We start from the raw sequence: 16503 nt of genomic DNA, 5'->3' as shown, positions 1-16503 counted from the left end.
CAGCTTTTACAGCCCTACTCAACTGTGCGGAGGTGGGACGACGAAATCGAATTCTAACGAATTTCCGATTTCTGTCCCACTCTCTTCGTCACATATTGTTCAACTGGATAATCTGCTGGATCTAGGCGCACCTTTCCTCCTGCCACTAGTTGGGCCAGGTGCCACCCAATAAGGGGACCAGTTGTGAGGCCAGACGAACCTAGGCCACTGGCGACATAAATACCAGCTTGATCGGGAAGAGCTCCCCAAAAGGGCGAGAAGTCACTGGTGTAAGCTCGGGTACCCACGCGCTCCCCGATAACTTCCGCTTGAGCTAGTTCTGGATAGTAGGCCAAGGCTTCTTCTTCCATTTGATTTAGTAAAGCTTGATCCACCGTCAGATCAAAGCCCAGCTCATTCTCATGGGTAGCGCCCATACTGATCTTGCCTTGCTGGAAGGGAATGATATCCAGTTCTCCTTCTGGCATAACCACAGGATAATTATCCGTATCTAGGTCTAGCTGATAATCCCTCAACTGTCCTTTTTGCGGACGGACATCCACTTGGTAGCCAAGTGGCTCAAGGATTTGCCCCAACCAGGCTCCTGTCGCTAGGATGACTTGGTCATAGCTCTCTCCTGCCATCTGATAGCCATGATCCGAGATTGTAAGAGCAACCTCTTCCTTGATCACTCTTGCACCACTGGCTTTGAGAAGAGTTTCCGTTAGAAGGGCTCCCTCTACATGGGACCCACCTGAGGCATAAAGAAGCTGTTCAAAGCCTTGCAGACCTGGGAATTGTTGGGCCACTTCTTCTGTAGTCAAAATCGATAAGTCTCCGATTAAGGGAGATTCTTCCCGTCGACTCAGCGCCAACTGATAGAGTTCATCTAATTTCTCTTCCTTTTTCTTAAGGAGATAGACTCCTGTCTGCTGGTAAAAGTCTGTTTCGATTCCGTCCTTGGCCAGGTCCTCTACCAATTCTTGGTAGAAATCAGCTCCTAGCCGAGCCAGACGATACCAGGCCTTGTTTCGACGCTTGGAAAACCAAGGGCTAATAATGCCAGCCGCTGCCTTGGTCGCTTGACCAACTCCGTGATCATAGACGGTGACATCCACTTGTGCTTCCTTCGATAAATAGTAGGCTGCAGTGGATCCCACGATCCCTGCTCCGATAATGGCAACTTTCATGATAACCCCTTAGATATGGTAAAAAGGATTGGTGCTGGCTTGACTGCCAATCACTTCGATCTCCCACGCTTCTTCAGACTTCAACTGATTGAGCTTTTCAACTAGTTTCGACACAAAGAGAACTTCGATATGGTGACCTGGATCCAAGGCCAGGAGACCATCGCTCAGCATGTCTTGAGCCGTGTGGTAGTAAATATCTCCTGTGATATAGACCTCTGCCCCCTTAGCGAGAGCATCTTTGTAAAAGGATTGGCCACTTCCTCCACAGATAGCGACGCGCTCAATCACCCGTTCCAGATCCGCCTGGTCGTAACCAACCAAGCGCAAAGCATCTAAACCAAAGGTTTCTTTGACCTTATGAGCCAACTGGCCAAATGTTTGGGTGCGCACTTGACCGATACGGCCGATTCCTAGACCTTCTCCTGTCATGCTGAGGGGCTCTGTATTTTCAATTTCTAAGAGCCGGCAGAACCAATCGTTGAGCCCATCTGGGACAATATCAATATTGGTATGGCTGACATAGACCGCAATATCATGCTTGATTAAGTCAATGTAGATCTGATTCTGAGCCCGATCGGCTACCAAATCCTTAATCGGACGGAAAATGGGCGCATGCTTGACAATGATCAAGTCCACTCCATGATCAATGGCTTCTGCCACCGTCTGCTCCCGGATATCCAAGGCTACCATGACCTTATGGATGTCTTTTTGCAGGGTGCCGACCTGTAGCCCACAGACATCTCCCTCCATGGATAGTTCCTGGGGACAGTAGGCTTCATAGCGTTTGATAACTTCACTTGCTAGCATTTAGGACCTCCTTGATTTGGGCGATGCGGTCTTCTAACGAAGCTCTGGCGGACTGATTCTCAACTGGGACCTGCTCCAAGGCAAAGGCTAATTTCTCTACTTCCTTGGACCACTTTTGGACAAATGCTGGAGCTTGTTCCCGCATCAAATAGGGACCAAAACGCAGTTCCATAGCTGTCAACTCTTGAGAACCCTGTTCCACCACAAGGATCTCATAGAACTTCTCATTTTCTTCCAAGATGGCTTCATCGACAAGGCGGAAATCATGGTCTACTAACCAAGCCCGCAATTCATCCTCCCGATTATTGGGTTGCAAGACTAAGCGAGAGACATTGGCTAATTTGCTAAAACCTGCCGCTAGGATATCTGCAATCAAGCGCCCGCCCATTCCTGCGATGGTGATGCAGGAAATACTATCTGTTGGTTCAAATGCAGCCAAGCCATTAGCTAGGCGGACTTCAATCTTGTCATCTAAGCCATTATCGGCAACATTTTGGACGGCAGACTGATAGGGCCCCTCTACCACTTCCCCTGCAATGGCAGCCTCAATCTTACCTTCTTGTAAGAGGGCGATTGGGAGATAAGCATGGTCACTTCCCACATCTAACAGACGCGCTCCTTCTGGGACAAAGCTAGCCACCAAGTCCAAGCGATTTGATAATTTTGTAAATTCCATGTGCTACTTTCTAAACTTTTATTCCATCCCTTAGTATACCATGTTTGCACCATTAAAAAAAGGCGCGACGGCGCCTTTTCCTTATGTATCAATTTCCTTATATTCCACTTCCAAGCCACGTTGCACTGCTGGGCGATTAGCAATTTTCTCTGTCCAAGCTTGCAAATGTTTGTATTCCTTCACATCTAGGAAAATTCCAGCACGATCCCATACCTTGTCTTGGGCTAGACGGCCATACCAAGACCAGATGGAAATATCCGCTATGGTGTAGTCATCTCCTGCAATATAAGGTTTGATCGCCAATTCCTTGTCAAGTAGGTCCAATTGGCGTTTGGCTTCCATGGCAAAGCGATTGATGGCATACTCGATTTTCTCCGGCGCATAGTGGAAGAAATGACCAAAGCCTCCCCCTAGGAAAGGCGCGCCACCTGTCTGCCAAAAGAGCCAGTTAAGTACTTCTGTCCGTTTAGCAGGATCTGTCGGGATTAATTTGCCAAATTTCTCCGCTAGATACAAAAGAATATTAGCTGATTCAAAGACCCGAATGGCTTGGTCGCCTGATTGATCCAACATGGCTGGAATTTTCGAGTTTGGATTGATGGCTACAAAGTCACTGCCGAATTGATCCCCATCACCAATCTTGATGCGATAAGCGTCATAGCCCGCATCTACACCCAACTCTTTTAGTTCTTCCAGCATAATAGTCACCTTGATCCCATTTGGGGTTGGAAGAGTATAGAGTTGGAAAGGCTGATCACCTTTTGGAAGAGTCTGTTCAAAACGGGCTCCTGCAGTTGGTTGGTTTAGACCACCCCAAGCACCTCCCATTTGGCTCGGTGCTTCCCATACTTCTGGTAATTGATAATCTGACATCTCTTTTCTCCTTTTTCTACGTTACTACTAGCATATCAAATCCAGGCGCTACTTTCAAAAATCTGCTACGCTAGCTTTACTTGACTTTTCTTGGCAAAATGATAGTATAGAAAAAATACATTTTAAGGAGAAAAAATATGTCCACAATTGACTTTCATAGTTTGGCAAAGACAGAACTCCACTGCCACTTAGACGGTTCCTTGTCTCTTCCGACTATTCGCCAATTGGCAGCCATGGCCAATATTGACCTTCCTGCTAGCGATGAAGAGCTCAAGCACCATGTCACTGCTCCTGCCCACTGTGAGAATCTTTTGGACTATTTGGAGGCCTTTGACTACATTCGCCCTCTTCTTCAAACCAAGGAAGCCTTGACACTTGCTGCTTACGATGTCGCTAAGCAAGCGGCTCTGGAGAACGTCCTCTATATCGAGGTTCGTTTTGCCCCAGAATTGTCCATGGACCAAGGACTCACCGTTCCAGAAACTATCGATGCTGTCTGTGAAGGATTGCGCCAAGCCCAGGATGAATTTGGCATTACAGCCAAAGCCCTCGTTTGTGGCATGCGCCAGTCCGATCAAGAGCTCACCTCTAGCATCCTGGCAGAAGCCAACCAAGTCACTGATCAGGATTTTGTCGGCTTTGACTTCGCAGGGGATGAGCACCACTACCCTCCACAAGCCATTGAGGCCCTCATCCAACAGGTCAAAAGTTACAACCGTCCCATGACCCTGCATGCAGGTGAATGCCACTGTCCAGCCAATGTCACTCAATCCATGGCCTATGGTATCAAACGAAATGGCCATGTGACCTTATTAGCTTACGAACCAGAACTTCTAAAAGAGTTTGTAAAAAATGGGGTCACCGGTGAGCTCTGCTTGACCAGTAACCTTCAAACCAAGGCTGCTGCCACTGTGGAAGACTTCCCTTACCTCAAGATGAAAGAAGCTCAAGCCCATATCAGTATCAACACTGATAACCGGACCGTATCTGATACAGACTTGACCAAGGAATACGCCCTCTACCACCACCACTTCCAAACGACGCCAGCTGATTTTTACCAGCACAATGTCGATGCCATTCAAGCTTCCTTTGCTAGTGAGAAGGAAAAGCAAGAACTCCTGACCAAACTAGAAGAAGCCTACGCAGACTATTTATAAACGAAAAAAACTAGCACTTTATGAGTGCTAGTTTTTTAATCTTTCCATAAGTCCATGGCCTGTAAGAAATCATCTGAAACGGTGACATTTTCAGGCTGAAGGGCCTCCCGCTCTTGTTGCTTGATTTTTAATTGTGTCAAACTGATAATGCCCTCCCGTCGCCAATTGCGCAAGATGGCCTGGATGTATTTCCAGTGAGGCTTGCCGTTAAAGATTGCTTCTCTCAAGGCAGCCTTCACAATATCAGGGTCTGTTTGGTCCTGTTTGACAGTCTGCGTCAAATCTTCGATTTCAAATGGCGTCAACAAACGTCCCAACTCCTGCTCAAAGGTTTTGACCAAATCAGCCAGCTCATTTCCTGCTTGCTTGTCTTTCCCACGCTGTACCGTGTCTGTCTTACTTTGAAGTAAGTCATCCAGGCGTTCGAGGGCAATAGTCGCATCAAATAGAACTTCAATCTCCCCATCCAGCTCAATGGTTCGATACTGTAGCAAACCTTGATTGGTCAGGCGAGACATGGACTGGTTGACTTCTGTGACCGACTTGCCAATCGCATCTGCAATTTGATTCGGCGTGAGACTGGATTGGTTGGTCGTATTCTGCAAATAAAAGAACTGCCAAACCAGAAAATCCTCTGCGTCTTTAAATAAGTGTTGATAATGGAAAAGTAAGGCACTTGGTAAGACCAAATTGCCTGACTTAAATGCTTGTGAATATGTCATACTACCCCTTTATAGGTAACCATAAAATGAAATATCTTTTTCTAACTCCTCTAAACGATAAGGAGTTTCTTGGTAAACTGCATAATTGATCCAATTACTAAAGAAGTTGGCTGCCGCTAAGTTCCACCGCATCCGAGGGTCACAAGTACTGTCATCCTGATCATAATAATTCTTTGGAAGATCTGGATTCAAGCCTGCTTTGACATCCCGCTGGTATTCCTTGGCCAAGGTATCACGGTCATACTCCAAATGGCCAAAACTATAGACCTCTCGAAGGTCTGGACTGGCCAGGATGGATAGTCCTACTTCACTGCCTTGAGCTAAGACTTGCAAGTTGCTCTTGTCTAGCACTTCTTTGAGGGGAACATCCGTATAACGTGAGTGAGGAGCCAGAAAAGCATCATCAAAACCACGCATCAATCGGTTCTGTGGATTCATGACTGTTTGCTCATAGATCCCTGATAGCTTGTCACAGAGAGCTACTTTTTCAATCCCATAGCGGTAATAGAGACCAGCTTGCGCACCCCAACAAAGATGCAAGGTTGAAAAAACATGGCGCTTCGACCAAGCAAAGACCTTTGTTAACTCCTCCCAGTAATCCACTTCCTCAAAAGCCAATTTCTCTACTGGAGCTCCCGTAATGATCAGGCCATCATAATAATTCTCTTTAATATCCTCGAAGGATTTGTAAAAGACTTCCATATGCTCTGCTGCTGTTGTCTTGGACTCATGGCTTGTCATATAGAGGAAATCCACATTGATCTGCAAGGGAGTATTGGCCAGGAGGCGTAACAGTTGAGTCTCAGTTGCTACCTTAGTCGGCATGAGATTCAAAATCAGAACATTCATCGGACGAATATCTTGGTGAGTTGCCCGAATATCATCCATGACAAAAATATTTTCTGAGCGAAGAATATCAACTGCTGGTAATTTCTTATCTAAGGTAATTGGCATAAAAAGCTCCCATCTTACAAGTTGTTACCTCTTATTATAAGACAGGAGCATATAGTTTTCAATTATGGTTTTTCTCTATCTAGATATAGCTCTAAACTATATTAGTAATGCATCAAGACCTTGTAATCGTAGTCTCCGATAGCTTCGCGACCTTTGAGATCATCGAGTTCGATCAAGAAGGCACAACCTGCAACCACTCCACCGAGTTTTTCAATCATTTCGATGGTTGCTTTAACCGTACCACCTGTTGCCAAGAGGTCATCGACGATGAGAACGCGTTGACCTGGTTTGATAGCATCAGCGTGCATGGTCAAGGTATCCACACCGTATTCTTTTTCGTAGTCCGCTGAGATGACTTCACGTGGCAACTTACCAGGCTTACGAACAGGTGCAAAACCAATTCCCAATTCAAAAGCGACCGGACATCCAACGATGAAACCACGCGCTTCAGGTCCGACGATCATGTCGATTTTCTTATCGGTTGCGTATTGAACGATTTCACGAATCGCATAACTATAAGCATTGCCATCTGCCATCAAAGGGCTGATATCACGGAAGGTAATTCCTTCTTGTGGATAATTTTCAATGCTTGCAATGTAATCTTTTAAATTCATTTCTAACTTCTTTCAAAATTTATGTTTACATTTCATTATACCATGAAAATTTATGAGATGCACTCGAAAGTCTTAAAAAAGCATACTTTAGTGTAATTGTTGACAAAACCTTACTTATCATCAGAAAGCAAAAAATTATAAATTTCTTGCACAGATCCTAGAGACATAAGTTCCTGGTCTTTGACCGTCTGCACCAAGTCCTGATAGATGGAACTCGAGGTAATCTCCTTCTTCTCCGCATCCTTGTTGACCGTCATGATGCCATTTTCAATCTGGACAAAGCCCAACTCTTGGAAGATCTGGATCATCTTGATCAACAAGACTTGTGGAATCTTGAGGTAGTCAGATAGTTGGCTGAGCTTATGGCGAATATCAAACTCAGGGAACTGATAAAGTGTTTTGTAAAGTTTGGCATACTGATCCCGACTACCATAGCCAGTCAAATAATAGGCCTTGTCAAGGTGATTTTTAAAATAGACCGCTTGGAAGCTCTGTTCTTGGAAGAGCGCTTTTAAGTCAGCCAGGTCATCCGGTATGCGATCGATGACAATGGCAGGGGAATCTTCCCCTTCTTCCAACTGACTAAAGAGTGGGATGGCTGGTGGGAGAGGAGAATTTTTCCCTCGGATATTGTAGAGCTGTACTCCTTCTACACGGGCATCCACGACCATCAGTTGCAGGGTGGTCTGTCCATTCCACTGATTGACGGACAAGGATACCACCAACTCCAGATTTTTCGCTTGGGAGTACTCCAATTCCAAATGGCCCTGGCCAAAAGCCACGACATCAAAGCGGGCATCGCCTTTTTGAATCTTCAACTTTAGATGGCTATTGCCAGCCCCCATGGTCCGACTAGACTCCACTTGGAAATCACGAATGTAAAAGACCGGCTTCTTATGGTCCATCCCGAAAGGTGCTAGACGATCAAAACTCTTCAAGGTATCCAAGGTCAGCTCTTCTAGGTCCAATTCTTCATCAACAAAGAGGGTAGATTTGGCCGTCAGGTCAATCCCTTTTTCACGAATATAATCGGAAAAAATCTCGGTCAGATGAGGGAGCTTGTCCACTTCCAAAGTCATACCAGCTGCACCCGCATGACCTCCAAAGGCGATAAAGAGATCACGATGGGGATCTAGGGCTTCAAAAATATGGACACTTTCGGGACTTCGCGCACTTCCCTTAGCCTTGCCTTGGTCTATGGTGAGGACGATGATGGGCTGATGGAGTTCTTCTAGTAGACGACCGGCCACAATTCCTAAGACACCAGGATTCCAGCCTTCTTTTGCCAAGATTTGAACGGGAAGACTTGGATCGACCATAGCTTTGGCCTCATCATAGATGGCTTGGACGATCTCCTTGCGCTCTTCATTCTTGGCTTGAATCATCAGCGCAATCTCCAACGCCTCTTCGTCGTCAAAGCCTGTCAAGAGCTCAACCGCTGGATTTGGGTCATCCAAGCGACCTAGAGCATTGAGACGAGGGGAAATCTGAAAACCAACCGTTTCTTCATTTACATCTTGAGGGGCTATGGAGGCCAGCTTGAGCATTTCCTGAAGGCCGATCCGTTGGGTTTGACGAAGGACACCTAGGCCGTACTTGACCAGGATGCGGTTTTCGTCTGTCAAACTGACCATATCCGCAATGGTCCCAATGGCTACCAAATCTAGAAAATCTAGAGGCACCTCTTCTAAGAGAGCAGTCGCTAATTTAAAGGCAACCCCACAACCTGCTAGGTGCTTGAAAGGGTAATCGGCATCTGGATGCTCGGGGTGAATGATGGCATAGGCATCGGGCAAGACTTCTGGCATGGCATGGTGGTCTGTCACAATAACATCTACTCCCATGCTTTGGGCCAATTCAATGGCTTCGTGGCCTGCTACCCCGTTGTCCACCGTGATGATGAGGGAAATCCCCTGCTGTTCAATAAAATACTTGTAGACACTGGGATTGGGACCGTAGCCATCCGTAAAGCGGTTGGGTAGATAGACGGCTACTTCCGCCCCCATCTGCTCCAGGGTTTCCTTCATAATAGAAGCGGCCGTCATCCCGTCCGCATCATAGTCTCCATAAACTAGGATTTGTTCATAGTCTTCAATGGCTTGGCGAATGCGATCCACTGCCTTGTCCATATCGTGAAGCAGGTAGGGATCATGCAGATCTTCTAGTCGCGGTTCAAGAAAACGATCCAGCGCCTCTTCCGTCTGGATCCCTCGTTCTCCCAGTAACTTGGCTGCAGATGCTTCTAATCCTCTCTTTTTTGCTTGCGCCAAAAAAGTATCATCTGAAAAGGGCGCAGCAAACTGCCATTCATATTTTGACGTGATCATCTGTTTTTCTTTTCTCCCTGTCATCTAGTCTTCTTATTATAACATGAATTATTTTTTCAAATGCGAAAAAATGATTTTACAGAAGAAATGAAGAAAGGATTCCCTATCCGGAAATCCTCTCCATCAAATTTTATAAATCATCCCTGTACAGGCTTGCTCTGAAAGTTCGACAAATCCTAAGGACTGGTAAAAGGCAAGATTTTTCTCGCTCCGTTCAGTGACGAGAAGCCGTTGATAGACGGTGGGGAAGGTCGCTAAAGCCTCTTCTAGGAGTTTCTTTCCGATGCTTTGGCGCTGGTGATCTGGTCGCACCAAGAGGTCCTGTACCAAAAGGACAGAGTGGCCATCACCTACCAAGCGAATGTAGGCGACGAGCTCTTTCTCATCATAGACTCCCAACTGCAAGAGACTGGCTTTAACAGCTTCTTCTAGCATAGCTGGGTTGTTGGTATAATTGGTCCAACCGACCGAGCTGTAGAGTGCGAGTAAGTCTGCCATCGCTGGAATCTCTTGTTTGTACTCTAACATCTTAACTCCTTTTTAACCTATAGTGCTGGAAGAAGGCGATATCCCGGTAAAGGGACTTCTGGCAAACAGCCAGCTCCATCTTGAGCATAGACTCTCGCCAGCCTTCTTGGCCCTTGAAGCGATTGTCCTGCAAGGCATAAAAGACTCGAATTCCTTGGTAATCCTGAACTTCGAGGGCTAGATCTTCTACTGCTCTATCTAGATCATAGGCCTGGGCCAAGCCCATGGAGTGGGTTTCCAGATCATGACCAGCTAAGAGATTAAGCGCCTTCTGAGTATCATTTTCAAAGATGACGGTCTGTAGGACGCGACCAACCTCATTATGCTTGACGATAGAGAGCAGGCCATCTGGTTTCAAGAGGCGGGTGAATTCCCTGAGAATCACCTTGCGATCCTCCACATACTCCAAGACATTGTGGCAGAGGATAACATCAAAGCTGGCATCTTCAAGACTTGCTAACTGGTCCAAACTCCCGACGAATTGCTGGTAGGGATGGTCCTGGGCCCGCAAGGCCACCATTTCCTCATTGGGCTCCACAGCAAGGACCTCATTGTCTTTCGCTAGGTGGTTGGCCACCAGGCCAAAGCCACTACCAAAATCAAGCACCCGCTTACCTTTGATGTCCTGTAATTGTTCAAAAAGGATATCATAATAGATCTGTCCCCAGGGTTGCCGGAGGTTTTCAAAATAAGCTTGAATATTTGCGGTCATCTGATTCCTCCTATTTGAAGTTAAACATCTTGCTGGCTAGCTTGTCCGAGATACGAGGGAAAAGGGTATAGAGCTTGTGGGTCAAGTTCAAAAGCCAAGGCAGATTGAGCTCACGTTTTGCTTTTCCAAAGTTTTTGACAATTTTCTTAGCCACAAAGTCCGGTTCCAAAATGTAGCGATCCACCGCTTTGACATAGCTTCCGTCTGGGTCTGCCTGGTCAAAGAAAGTGGTCCGAATGGGGCCTGGATTGACCGTCGTCACATGAACACCAAAGGGCATGAGTTCCAAGCGCAGGGCATTGGAGAAGCCAATGGCTGCAAACTTGGTGGCTGAATAAAGGCTAGATTTAGCAGTTGCAACTAATCCCGCCATGCTGACGATGTTAACAATGTGCCCCTTGCCTACTGTCTTCATGCGGGCACCCATCAAGCGTGAAAGGTTCATGAGGGCAAAGGTATTGACTTCAAACATCTCTCGCACCTGCTGGTCAGAAACGCGATCAAAGGTCTCAAAGATCCCATAGCCTGCATTGTTGACCAAGACATCAATCTGCCCATAGCGCTGATAGAGCTCTTCTACCAAGCCTTTGACTGCTGAGGAATCCGTGATATCGATCCCAATGCATTCGGCTTGAGGATGGTCAGCATAGAGTTGTTCCAGTTTTTCTTGATTTCTGCCTAAGAGAATGAGCCGGTCCTCAGGAAGGAGCTTGACCATTTCTTGTGCCAAGCCTCCACTCGCTCCTGTGATGATGATAGTTCGCATCTTAGATCTCCACTTCTTCCAAGTCCTTGACCACATGGACCTTCTCAAACACAGTCGCAGCATCCTTACGCAATTGACTGACGTCCTTGGAGAGGAAGCGGGCACTGATATGGTTGAGTAGAAGGCGTTTGGCTCCTGCTTCACGCGCCACTTCTGCTGCCTGCATATTGGTCGAGTGGCCATGCTTACGAGCAATCTTCTCATCGCCCTTGCCATAGGTAGACTCATGCACGAGAACATCGGCATTGACGGCAAGTCTAATGCTGGAATTGGTCTTGCGGGTATCGCCCAAGATGGTGATGATCTTACCCGGTCGAGGGGCTGAGATATAATCCGCAGCAATGATCTTGGTACCATCTTCCAGGGTAACATCCTGCCCATTTTTGACCTGGCCAAAAAGTGGTCCAAATGGAACCCCTGCTGCCTTGAGCTTGTCTGCGTCGAGGGTCCCTTCCAAATCCTTCTGCATGACCCGGTAGCCGACACAGAAAATGGTGTGGTCCAAGGCCTCGGCATAGACCGTGAACTTATCGGTCTCCATGATTTTCCCAAGTGAACCTTCATCGAACTCATGAAAATGGATCTTGTAAGGCAGGCGTGAACCGGAAACTCGAAGGCTGGTCAAGACAAAGGATTTGATCCCAACCGGTCCATAAATCTCTAGATCCGTCTGCTCTTCATTGGCTTGAAAGGCGCGACTAGAGAGGAAACCTGGCAAACCAAAGATATGGTCCCCATGTAAGTGGGTGATAAAAATCTTGCTGACCTTTCGAGGACGGATGCTGGTTTCTAAGATTTGGTTTTGCGTCCCTTCCCCACAGTCAAAGAGCCAAACTTCATTGATTTCATCCAAGAGTTTGAGGGCTAGACTTGAGACATTACGAGATTTGGACGGCTGTCCCGCACCCGTTCCTAAAAATTGAATTTCCATTGTATTCTTTCTAACTTATATAGATCATAGCGGTCCGATTTTTCGATCGAACGGCGATTTTTCCTGGGTAGGCCCTAGCCAATTGGGCCAATTCGTCCTGGTTGTAGCCAGTCAGGCGGATGCTGCCATCTGCTAACTCTTCAAATTGAGACAAAGCTGACAATTCCTTGGTCTCCACCACCTCTCGATCCGTAACATGGCGCATCAAGATCAATCCTTCCTCTTCATAAACGAGGTAGTGAGGAAAGATTTGCGCAATCTCAAACAAGAGATCCATGCTGATAGCTTCTGCTTGCTGGGCAAAGACTTGAGCCAATCCTTTCTCTCGGTAGCAAAAGCCATAGGCCTTGTCAGACAGATTGAGACGGACAAAGGGTTTGTCCTCCTCGAAGCTGGGACTCGTCTGATAGAGATCAAAGGCCTCAGTGACTTGTTCATAGTAGTCTGTTGCTGCTTCGGGGCTCTTCTTTTGGTAAAGCTCAGCAAAGTAGGCATTGATGACACTGGGCGGTGGCGTGATAAACTGGAGCTTTTGCTCTTCTGTCAATCCCGCTAAGACCCGCTCCAAATAGACCTTGTCGAGACTGGTATAGCCACCATAGCTGAGGGCGATATTAAGATAATCCATGATGATAAAACTCCTCTAGTCTCCATGCATTTTTGGGGGCGATGTAGCCTGTTATGACCTCACCAGTCTCCTCATAGGAACGCTCAGCCAATATGGCAATGGTCTCCAATTCATGGATGCGGTAGGCTTGATCAAAAGGAACCTGAATCGTAAAGGGATGGAAGAGCTCCTGCATCTTTTCAAGTAGAATGTCCTGCAGTTTAGTCCGACTATCGGGATCCTTGGCCGAAACCAGACGATAAGGTGTCTGGGTCGGTGTAAAGTCCGCGACTTTATCAGCTTTATTATAGAGAGTCAAGCGTGGAATCTCCAACATCTCCAAATCCTTCATAATCTGAAGAACTGTTTTTTCATGCTCTTCATGATTGGGATCAGAGGCATCAATGACATGGACCAAGAGATCCACATTCTTGCTTTCTTCCAGGGTCGACTTAAAGCTGGTCACCAACTCTGTCGGTAAGTCCTGAATAAAGCCGACTGTATCTGTCAGAGTTACTTGTAGATTGCCTGTTAGATGAATGCTCTTGGTGGTCGCATCCAAGGTCGCAAAGAGTTCATCTGCCTCGTATTGGGTCTTACTGGTCAAGGCATTCATAATGGTTGATTTGCCAGCGTTGGTATAGCCGATCAAGCCAATCTTAAAGATGGGGGATTCTAGGCGTTTTTCCCGTACCACTTCACGGTTCTTTTCGACCACCTTGAGTTGACGCTCGATATCGGTGATTTGATTGCGGACACTCCGGCGGTTCAACTCCAACTGACTTTCTCCCGGTCCACGGGAACCAATCCCCCCGGCCTGACGGCTGAGCATGATCCCTTGACCCACGAGACGAGGCAAGAGGTACTTGAGCTGGGCCAGATGAACCTGGAGCTTGCCTTCGTGGCTTCGAGCCCGCATGGCAAAGATATCCAAGATCAGTTGCATCCGGTCAATGACCTTTACACCTAAGATTTCTTCTAAATTCACATTCTGGCGAGGGGTCAAACGGTTGTTAACGACAACGGTCGAAACCTCATCTGCATCGACCATTTGGGCAATCTCTTCTAGCTTCCCAGAGCCGACGAAGGTCTTGCTGTCGTACTTCTCCCTCTTTTGGGTGTAGACGCCAACGACTTCTGCCCCGGCTGTCTTGGCTAGACTGGCCAACTCCTCCATAGACATGTCAAAATTCTCCATGCCTTGGAGCTCGACACCAACAATGAGGACCCGCTCCTGTTTTTTCTCAGTTTCTATCATTTAAAAATCTTTCTATATCTTGAAGAATCCGCTCCTTAAAGCCTTCTTCTCCAATCTGGTAAAAATGGACCGTCATCCGATTGCGGAACCAGGTCAACTGGCGTTTTGCAAAACGGCGCGTATTTTGCTTGAGCTGTTCAAGAGCCTCTTCAAGGCTTTGCTCCCCCTTGAAATAAGGGAAGAGCTCCTTGTAGCCAATCCCCTTAGCCGCCTGAACCTCAGGATGGTTGTCATACAGCCCTTTGGCTTCTTCTAACAAGCCCTGCTCAACCATGAAATCCACCCGTCGATTGATGCGGTCATACAAGGCTTGGCGATCATCATCTAAACAGATGATATAGGTTTCATAGGCTGGAGCTAGATTTTCCAAGTCCTGACCGAAATGGGCGATTTCCAAGGCCCGCATAGCCCGTCTGCGATTGATTTGCGGGATCTCAATTCTCTGTTTCGCTACTCGGTCAAACAGTTCTTCATCAGTGAGAGGGGACAAGGACTCCCGATAGGCTAGAATTTCCTCGTGGGCAACATCCCCTCCTAGGTGATAGCCTTCTATGAGACTTTGGACATAGAGGCCTGTCCCTCCAGCAATAATGGGAAGGTGGCCTCGTTCTTGAATCTCCTCGATGGCTTGACTGGCTTCTGTCACAAAATCATAGGCCGAGTAAGTCTCTGTCACCTCGCGAACATCGATCAGATGATGGGGAGCTCCTGCTTGCTCTTCTGGGCTGGCCTTGGCTGTTCCGATATCTAGGGTGCGGTAAACCTGCTGGCTATCTCCGCTGATGACCTCCCCGTTAAAGCGCTGGGCCACCTCGATAGCGAGGGCTGTTTTGCCAACAGCGGTCGGTCCCACTATCACAATTATCTTGTTTTTCATCGTTTTTCCTTGCAAAAATCGCATTTTTTCGTTACCATATATTATAACATAAAAATTTAAAGTTCTAAAAAGGAGAAATTCTCATGGCTAAAGGATTTGGTAAAGGTTTTGTTACTGGTGTTGCTGGTACAGTTGCTGCTGTAGCAGGTGCAGTTTACACATTCAAGAAAAAAGTAATCGAGCCTGAAGAACAAAAAGCAGCTTTCATCGAAGAAAACCGCAAAAAAGCAGCACGTCGTCGTGTATCACACTAATCAAAAGAAAAAACTCCGGGAAAGGCACTGCACCCCAATAATGGGACAAGAGAAAAAACCTCTTATGCGACCAGTTTTCTGTACTCTACAGGAGACTGGTCATTTAATCTCTGTTGAATTCTAGTTTCATTATAAAATATGATGTAATTTTTAACAATATCTGTTATACTATCTTTAGTTAGGTTTCTCCACTTATGGAGATAGAAGGTTTCAGACTTTAGGATGGAATGAAACCATTCGATACAGGCATTATCTGCTGGTGTTCCTTTTCGGGACATGGAGCGGGTGATGCCTTTTTCTGTACAAGCCTGATAGTAGGCTTTTGAGGTATAAACAGATCCCTGGTCGCTGTGTAAAAGTGCTCCTTGAGGTAGCTCAAGTTGATGAAGTGTGTCGAGTACAAAGTCCGTATCTTGACACTCGGAGATGCTATAAGCTACAATTTCTCGATTATAGAGATCCATGATCGAAGATAGATAAAGTCTACAGTTTCCAAAGTAGAGGTAGGTGATGTCTGTGACAAGCTTCTCCATAGGCTTGTCTGCCTGAAAATCACGATCCAGCTTATTGTCTGTCACATGGTAAGGCTTCCCTAATTTAGGTCCCTTCTTGGGACGGACACGGCAAAGGCAGCCCTTTTCCTTCATGATACGATAGACCTTCTTGCGATTAACGACGAGGTTATAAACTTTCTTTAGTAAGCGAGTGATGGTTCGATAGCCGTAAATAAAGCGATTTGCCATACAGAGTTGTTCGATTTTATCTGCTATTTCGTCTCTTTTCTGAGAATTCTTACACTCCTGTTTCCAGCGATAAAAGGTGGAGCGTTTGACTCCGAAACACTCTAAAATAATAGATACAGGGCACGTTTTCTTATACTCTTCTGCTAGCTTGATAAGACTTACTTTGTCGATTTTCTTACCAAGCTCTGATACTTTTTTAGTAATTCCACCTGCAAACGTAACTGTTCGACTTCAGATAATTGTTTCATTCCTTTACCATAAGTATATTGTTTCCCCACAGGTTGGTGGAAACGGTACAATTCATCATTCTGATACCAACGCCACCAGGTCTTGACCTGACTAGCATTTTTGATACCGAGGGTATCCATGATAACCTTATTTGATTTACCCGCCTTCTTCATTTCGATACAGGCTAGCTTAGTTTCTACCGAATATGCTTTTTTGACCATAACAAAACACTCCTGTTTCTAGTTTACCAGATTTCAACAGGAGTGTTTTCTTGTGTCTCATTTTATGGGTGCAGTGCCA

The 16503-nt window shown here is 46.4% G+C and carries 18 protein-coding genes; 2 read left to right on the top strand and 16 right to left on the bottom strand.

Annotated features, from left to right (window positions below; translation table 11 throughout):
- Window positions 1-53 precede the first annotated feature (53 nt).
- The 4 genes from ADH49_RS07830 to yghU form a co-directional block, all read right to left on the bottom strand.
- Window positions 54-1172, bottom strand: coding sequence for an NAD(P)/FAD-dependent oxidoreductase (locus ADH49_RS07830; protein WP_192831870.1), 1119 nt, complete (start codon window positions 1170-1172; stop codon window positions 54-56).
- Between the two features lie 6 nt (window positions 1173-1178).
- On the bottom strand, window positions 1179-1976 hold the full coding sequence (locus tag ADH49_RS07825) for a Nif3-like dinuclear metal center hexameric protein (RefSeq protein ID WP_048691374.1): 798 nt from the start codon (window positions 1974-1976) through the stop codon (window positions 1179-1181).
- A complete protein-coding gene (locus ADH49_RS07820; protein WP_048691371.1) occupies window positions 1963-2652 on the bottom strand; it encodes a tRNA (adenine(22)-N(1))-methyltransferase in 690 nt (229 codons plus the stop codon). The genes ADH49_RS07825 and ADH49_RS07820 overlap by 14 nt, the downstream gene beginning before the upstream one ends.
- 81 nt (window positions 2653-2733) lie before the next feature.
- Entirely contained in the window at window positions 2734-3525 is a 792-nt protein-coding gene (gene yghU, locus ADH49_RS07815) for a glutathione-dependent disulfide-bond oxidoreductase (RefSeq protein WP_048691368.1), read from the bottom strand.
- A 137-nt stretch (window positions 3526-3662) separates the two neighbouring features.
- On the opposite strand from yghU, the gene add reads away from it, so the two are divergent.
- Window positions 3663-4682: an adenosine deaminase gene (gene add, locus ADH49_RS07810; RefSeq protein WP_048691365.1), complete on the top strand. Its 1020-nt coding sequence runs from the start codon at window positions 3663-3665 to the stop codon at window positions 4680-4682.
- 35 nt (window positions 4683-4717) lie between these two features.
- Here add and ADH49_RS07805 read toward each other — a convergent pair whose 3' ends face one another.
- From ADH49_RS07805 to miaA, 11 genes are all read right to left on the bottom strand, one after another.
- Window positions 4718-5404 carry a DnaD domain-containing protein gene (locus tag ADH49_RS07805; RefSeq protein ID WP_048691363.1) on the bottom strand — a complete coding sequence of 229 codons (687 nt, stop codon included), beginning with the start codon at window positions 5402-5404 and terminating at the stop codon, window positions 4718-4720.
- Between the two features lie 9 nt (window positions 5405-5413).
- The gene (metA, locus tag ADH49_RS07800) at window positions 5414-6358 is read right to left on the bottom strand and encodes a homoserine O-acetyltransferase MetA (RefSeq protein WP_048691361.1); all 945 of its coding nucleotides are present in this window, start codon (window positions 6356-6358) and stop codon (window positions 5414-5416) included.
- Window positions 6359-6459: 101 nt separating this feature from the next.
- On the bottom strand, window positions 6460-6972 hold the full coding sequence (locus tag ADH49_RS07795; protein WP_003002788.1) for an adenine phosphoribosyltransferase: 513 nt from the start codon (window positions 6970-6972) through the stop codon (window positions 6460-6462).
- A gap of 110 nt (window positions 6973-7082) precedes the next feature.
- A complete protein-coding gene (recJ, locus tag ADH49_RS07790) occupies window positions 7083-9299 on the bottom strand; it encodes a single-stranded-DNA-specific exonuclease RecJ (protein WP_152904158.1) in 2217 nt (738 codons plus the stop codon).
- A gap of 123 nt (window positions 9300-9422) precedes the next feature.
- Window positions 9423-9827 (bottom strand): GNAT family N-acetyltransferase, encoded by a 405-nt coding sequence (locus ADH49_RS07785; protein WP_048691359.1) that lies wholly within the window; start codon window positions 9825-9827, stop codon window positions 9423-9425.
- A 1-nt stretch (window position 9828) separates the two neighbouring features.
- Window positions 9829-10539 carry a class I SAM-dependent methyltransferase gene (locus tag ADH49_RS07780; RefSeq protein WP_048691358.1) on the bottom strand — a complete coding sequence of 237 codons (711 nt, stop codon included), beginning with the start codon at window positions 10537-10539 and terminating at the stop codon, window positions 9829-9831.
- 10 nt (window positions 10540-10549) lie between these two features.
- A complete protein-coding gene (locus ADH49_RS07775; RefSeq protein WP_048691355.1) occupies window positions 10550-11305 on the bottom strand; it encodes an SDR family NAD(P)-dependent oxidoreductase in 756 nt (251 codons plus the stop codon).
- Between the two features lies 1 nt (window position 11306).
- Window positions 11307-12236, bottom strand: a complete 930-nt coding sequence (gene rnz, locus ADH49_RS07770; protein WP_048691353.1) for a ribonuclease Z — start codon at window positions 12234-12236, stop codon at window positions 11307-11309.
- A 10-nt stretch (window positions 12237-12246) separates the two neighbouring features.
- Window positions 12247-12867 carry a cystathionine beta-lyase gene (locus ADH49_RS07765; protein ID WP_048691350.1) on the bottom strand — a complete coding sequence of 207 codons (621 nt, stop codon included), beginning with the start codon at window positions 12865-12867 and terminating at the stop codon, window positions 12247-12249.
- The gene (gene hflX, locus ADH49_RS07760) at window positions 12851-14101 is read right to left on the bottom strand and encodes a GTPase HflX (RefSeq protein WP_048691349.1); all 1251 of its coding nucleotides are present in this window, start codon (window positions 14099-14101) and stop codon (window positions 12851-12853) included. The genes ADH49_RS07765 and hflX overlap by 17 nt, the downstream gene beginning before the upstream one ends.
- Entirely contained in the window at window positions 14088-14978 is an 891-nt protein-coding gene (gene miaA, locus ADH49_RS07755; protein WP_048691348.1) for a tRNA (adenosine(37)-N6)-dimethylallyltransferase MiaA, read from the bottom strand. The genes hflX and miaA overlap by 14 nt, the downstream gene beginning before the upstream one ends.
- A gap of 83 nt (window positions 14979-15061) precedes the next feature.
- On the opposite strand from miaA, the gene ADH49_RS09605 reads away from it, so the two are divergent.
- Window positions 15062-15232 (top strand): DUF3042 family protein, encoded by a 171-nt coding sequence (locus ADH49_RS09605; RefSeq protein WP_003002781.1) that lies wholly within the window; start codon window positions 15062-15064, stop codon window positions 15230-15232.
- Between the two features lie 62 nt (window positions 15233-15294).
- On the opposite strand, the gene ADH49_RS09815 is transcribed toward ADH49_RS09605, so the two are convergent.
- A protein-coding gene (locus ADH49_RS09815) for an IS3 family transposase (RefSeq protein ID WP_239665194.1) occupies window positions 15295-16424 on the bottom strand; the annotation gives its coding sequence in 2 pieces (ribosomal slippage) (window positions 15295-16160 and window positions 16160-16424; 1131 coding nt in all).
- Between the last annotated feature and the right edge of the window lie 79 nt (window positions 16425-16503).

The organism is Streptococcus sp. 400_SSPC, from assembly GCF_001072745.1.
Taxonomy (GTDB): Bacteria; Bacillota; Bacilli; order Lactobacillales; family Streptococcaceae; genus Streptococcus; species Streptococcus xiaochunlingii.
This window is presented reverse-complemented; position numbering and strand designations above follow the sequence as displayed.

Coding starts and splice junctions, on each gene's coding strand:
- ADH49_RS07820 (WP_048691371.1), bottom strand. CDS start 2,652: ATGGAATTTACAAAATTATCAAATCGCTTGGACTTGGTGGCTAGCTTT.
- recJ (WP_152904158.1), bottom strand. CDS start 9,299: ATGATCACGTCAAAATATGAATGGCAGTTTGCTGCGCCCTTTTCAGAT.
- add (WP_048691365.1), top strand. CDS start 3,663: ATGTCCACAATTGACTTTCATAGTTTGGCAAAGACAGAACTCCACTGC.
- ADH49_RS07805 (WP_048691363.1), bottom strand. CDS start 5,404: ATGACATATTCACAAGCATTTAAGTCAGGCAATTTGGTCTTACCAAGT.
- ADH49_RS09605 (WP_003002781.1), top strand. CDS start 15,062: ATGGCTAAAGGATTTGGTAAAGGTTTTGTTACTGGTGTTGCTGGTACA.
- rnz (WP_048691353.1), bottom strand. CDS start 12,236: ATGGAAATTCAATTTTTAGGAACGGGTGCGGGACAGCCGTCCAAATCT.
- ADH49_RS07785 (WP_048691359.1), bottom strand. CDS start 9,827: ATGTTAGAGTACAAACAAGAGATTCCAGCGATGGCAGACTTACTCGCA.
- hflX (WP_048691349.1), bottom strand. CDS start 14,101: ATGATAGAAACTGAGAAAAAACAGGAGCGGGTCCTCATTGTTGGTGTC.
- ADH49_RS07795 (WP_003002788.1), bottom strand. CDS start 6,972: ATGAATTTAAAAGATTACATTGCAAGCATTGAAAATTATCCACAAGAA.
- ADH49_RS07775 (WP_048691355.1), bottom strand. CDS start 11,305: ATGCGAACTATCATCATCACAGGAGCGAGTGGAGGCTTGGCACAAGAA.
- miaA (WP_048691348.1), bottom strand. CDS start 14,978: ATGAAAAACAAGATAATTGTGATAGTGGGACCGACCGCTGTTGGCAAA.
- metA (WP_048691361.1), bottom strand. CDS start 6,358: ATGCCAATTACCTTAGATAAGAAATTACCAGCAGTTGATATTCTTCGC.
- ADH49_RS07825 (WP_048691374.1), bottom strand. CDS start 1,976: ATGCTAGCAAGTGAAGTTATCAAACGCTATGAAGCCTACTGTCCCCAG.
- yghU (WP_048691368.1), bottom strand. CDS start 3,525: ATGTCAGATTATCAATTACCAGAAGTATGGGAAGCACCGAGCCAAATG.
- ADH49_RS07780 (WP_048691358.1), bottom strand. CDS start 10,539: ATGACCGCAAATATTCAAGCTTATTTTGAAAACCTCCGGCAACCCTGG.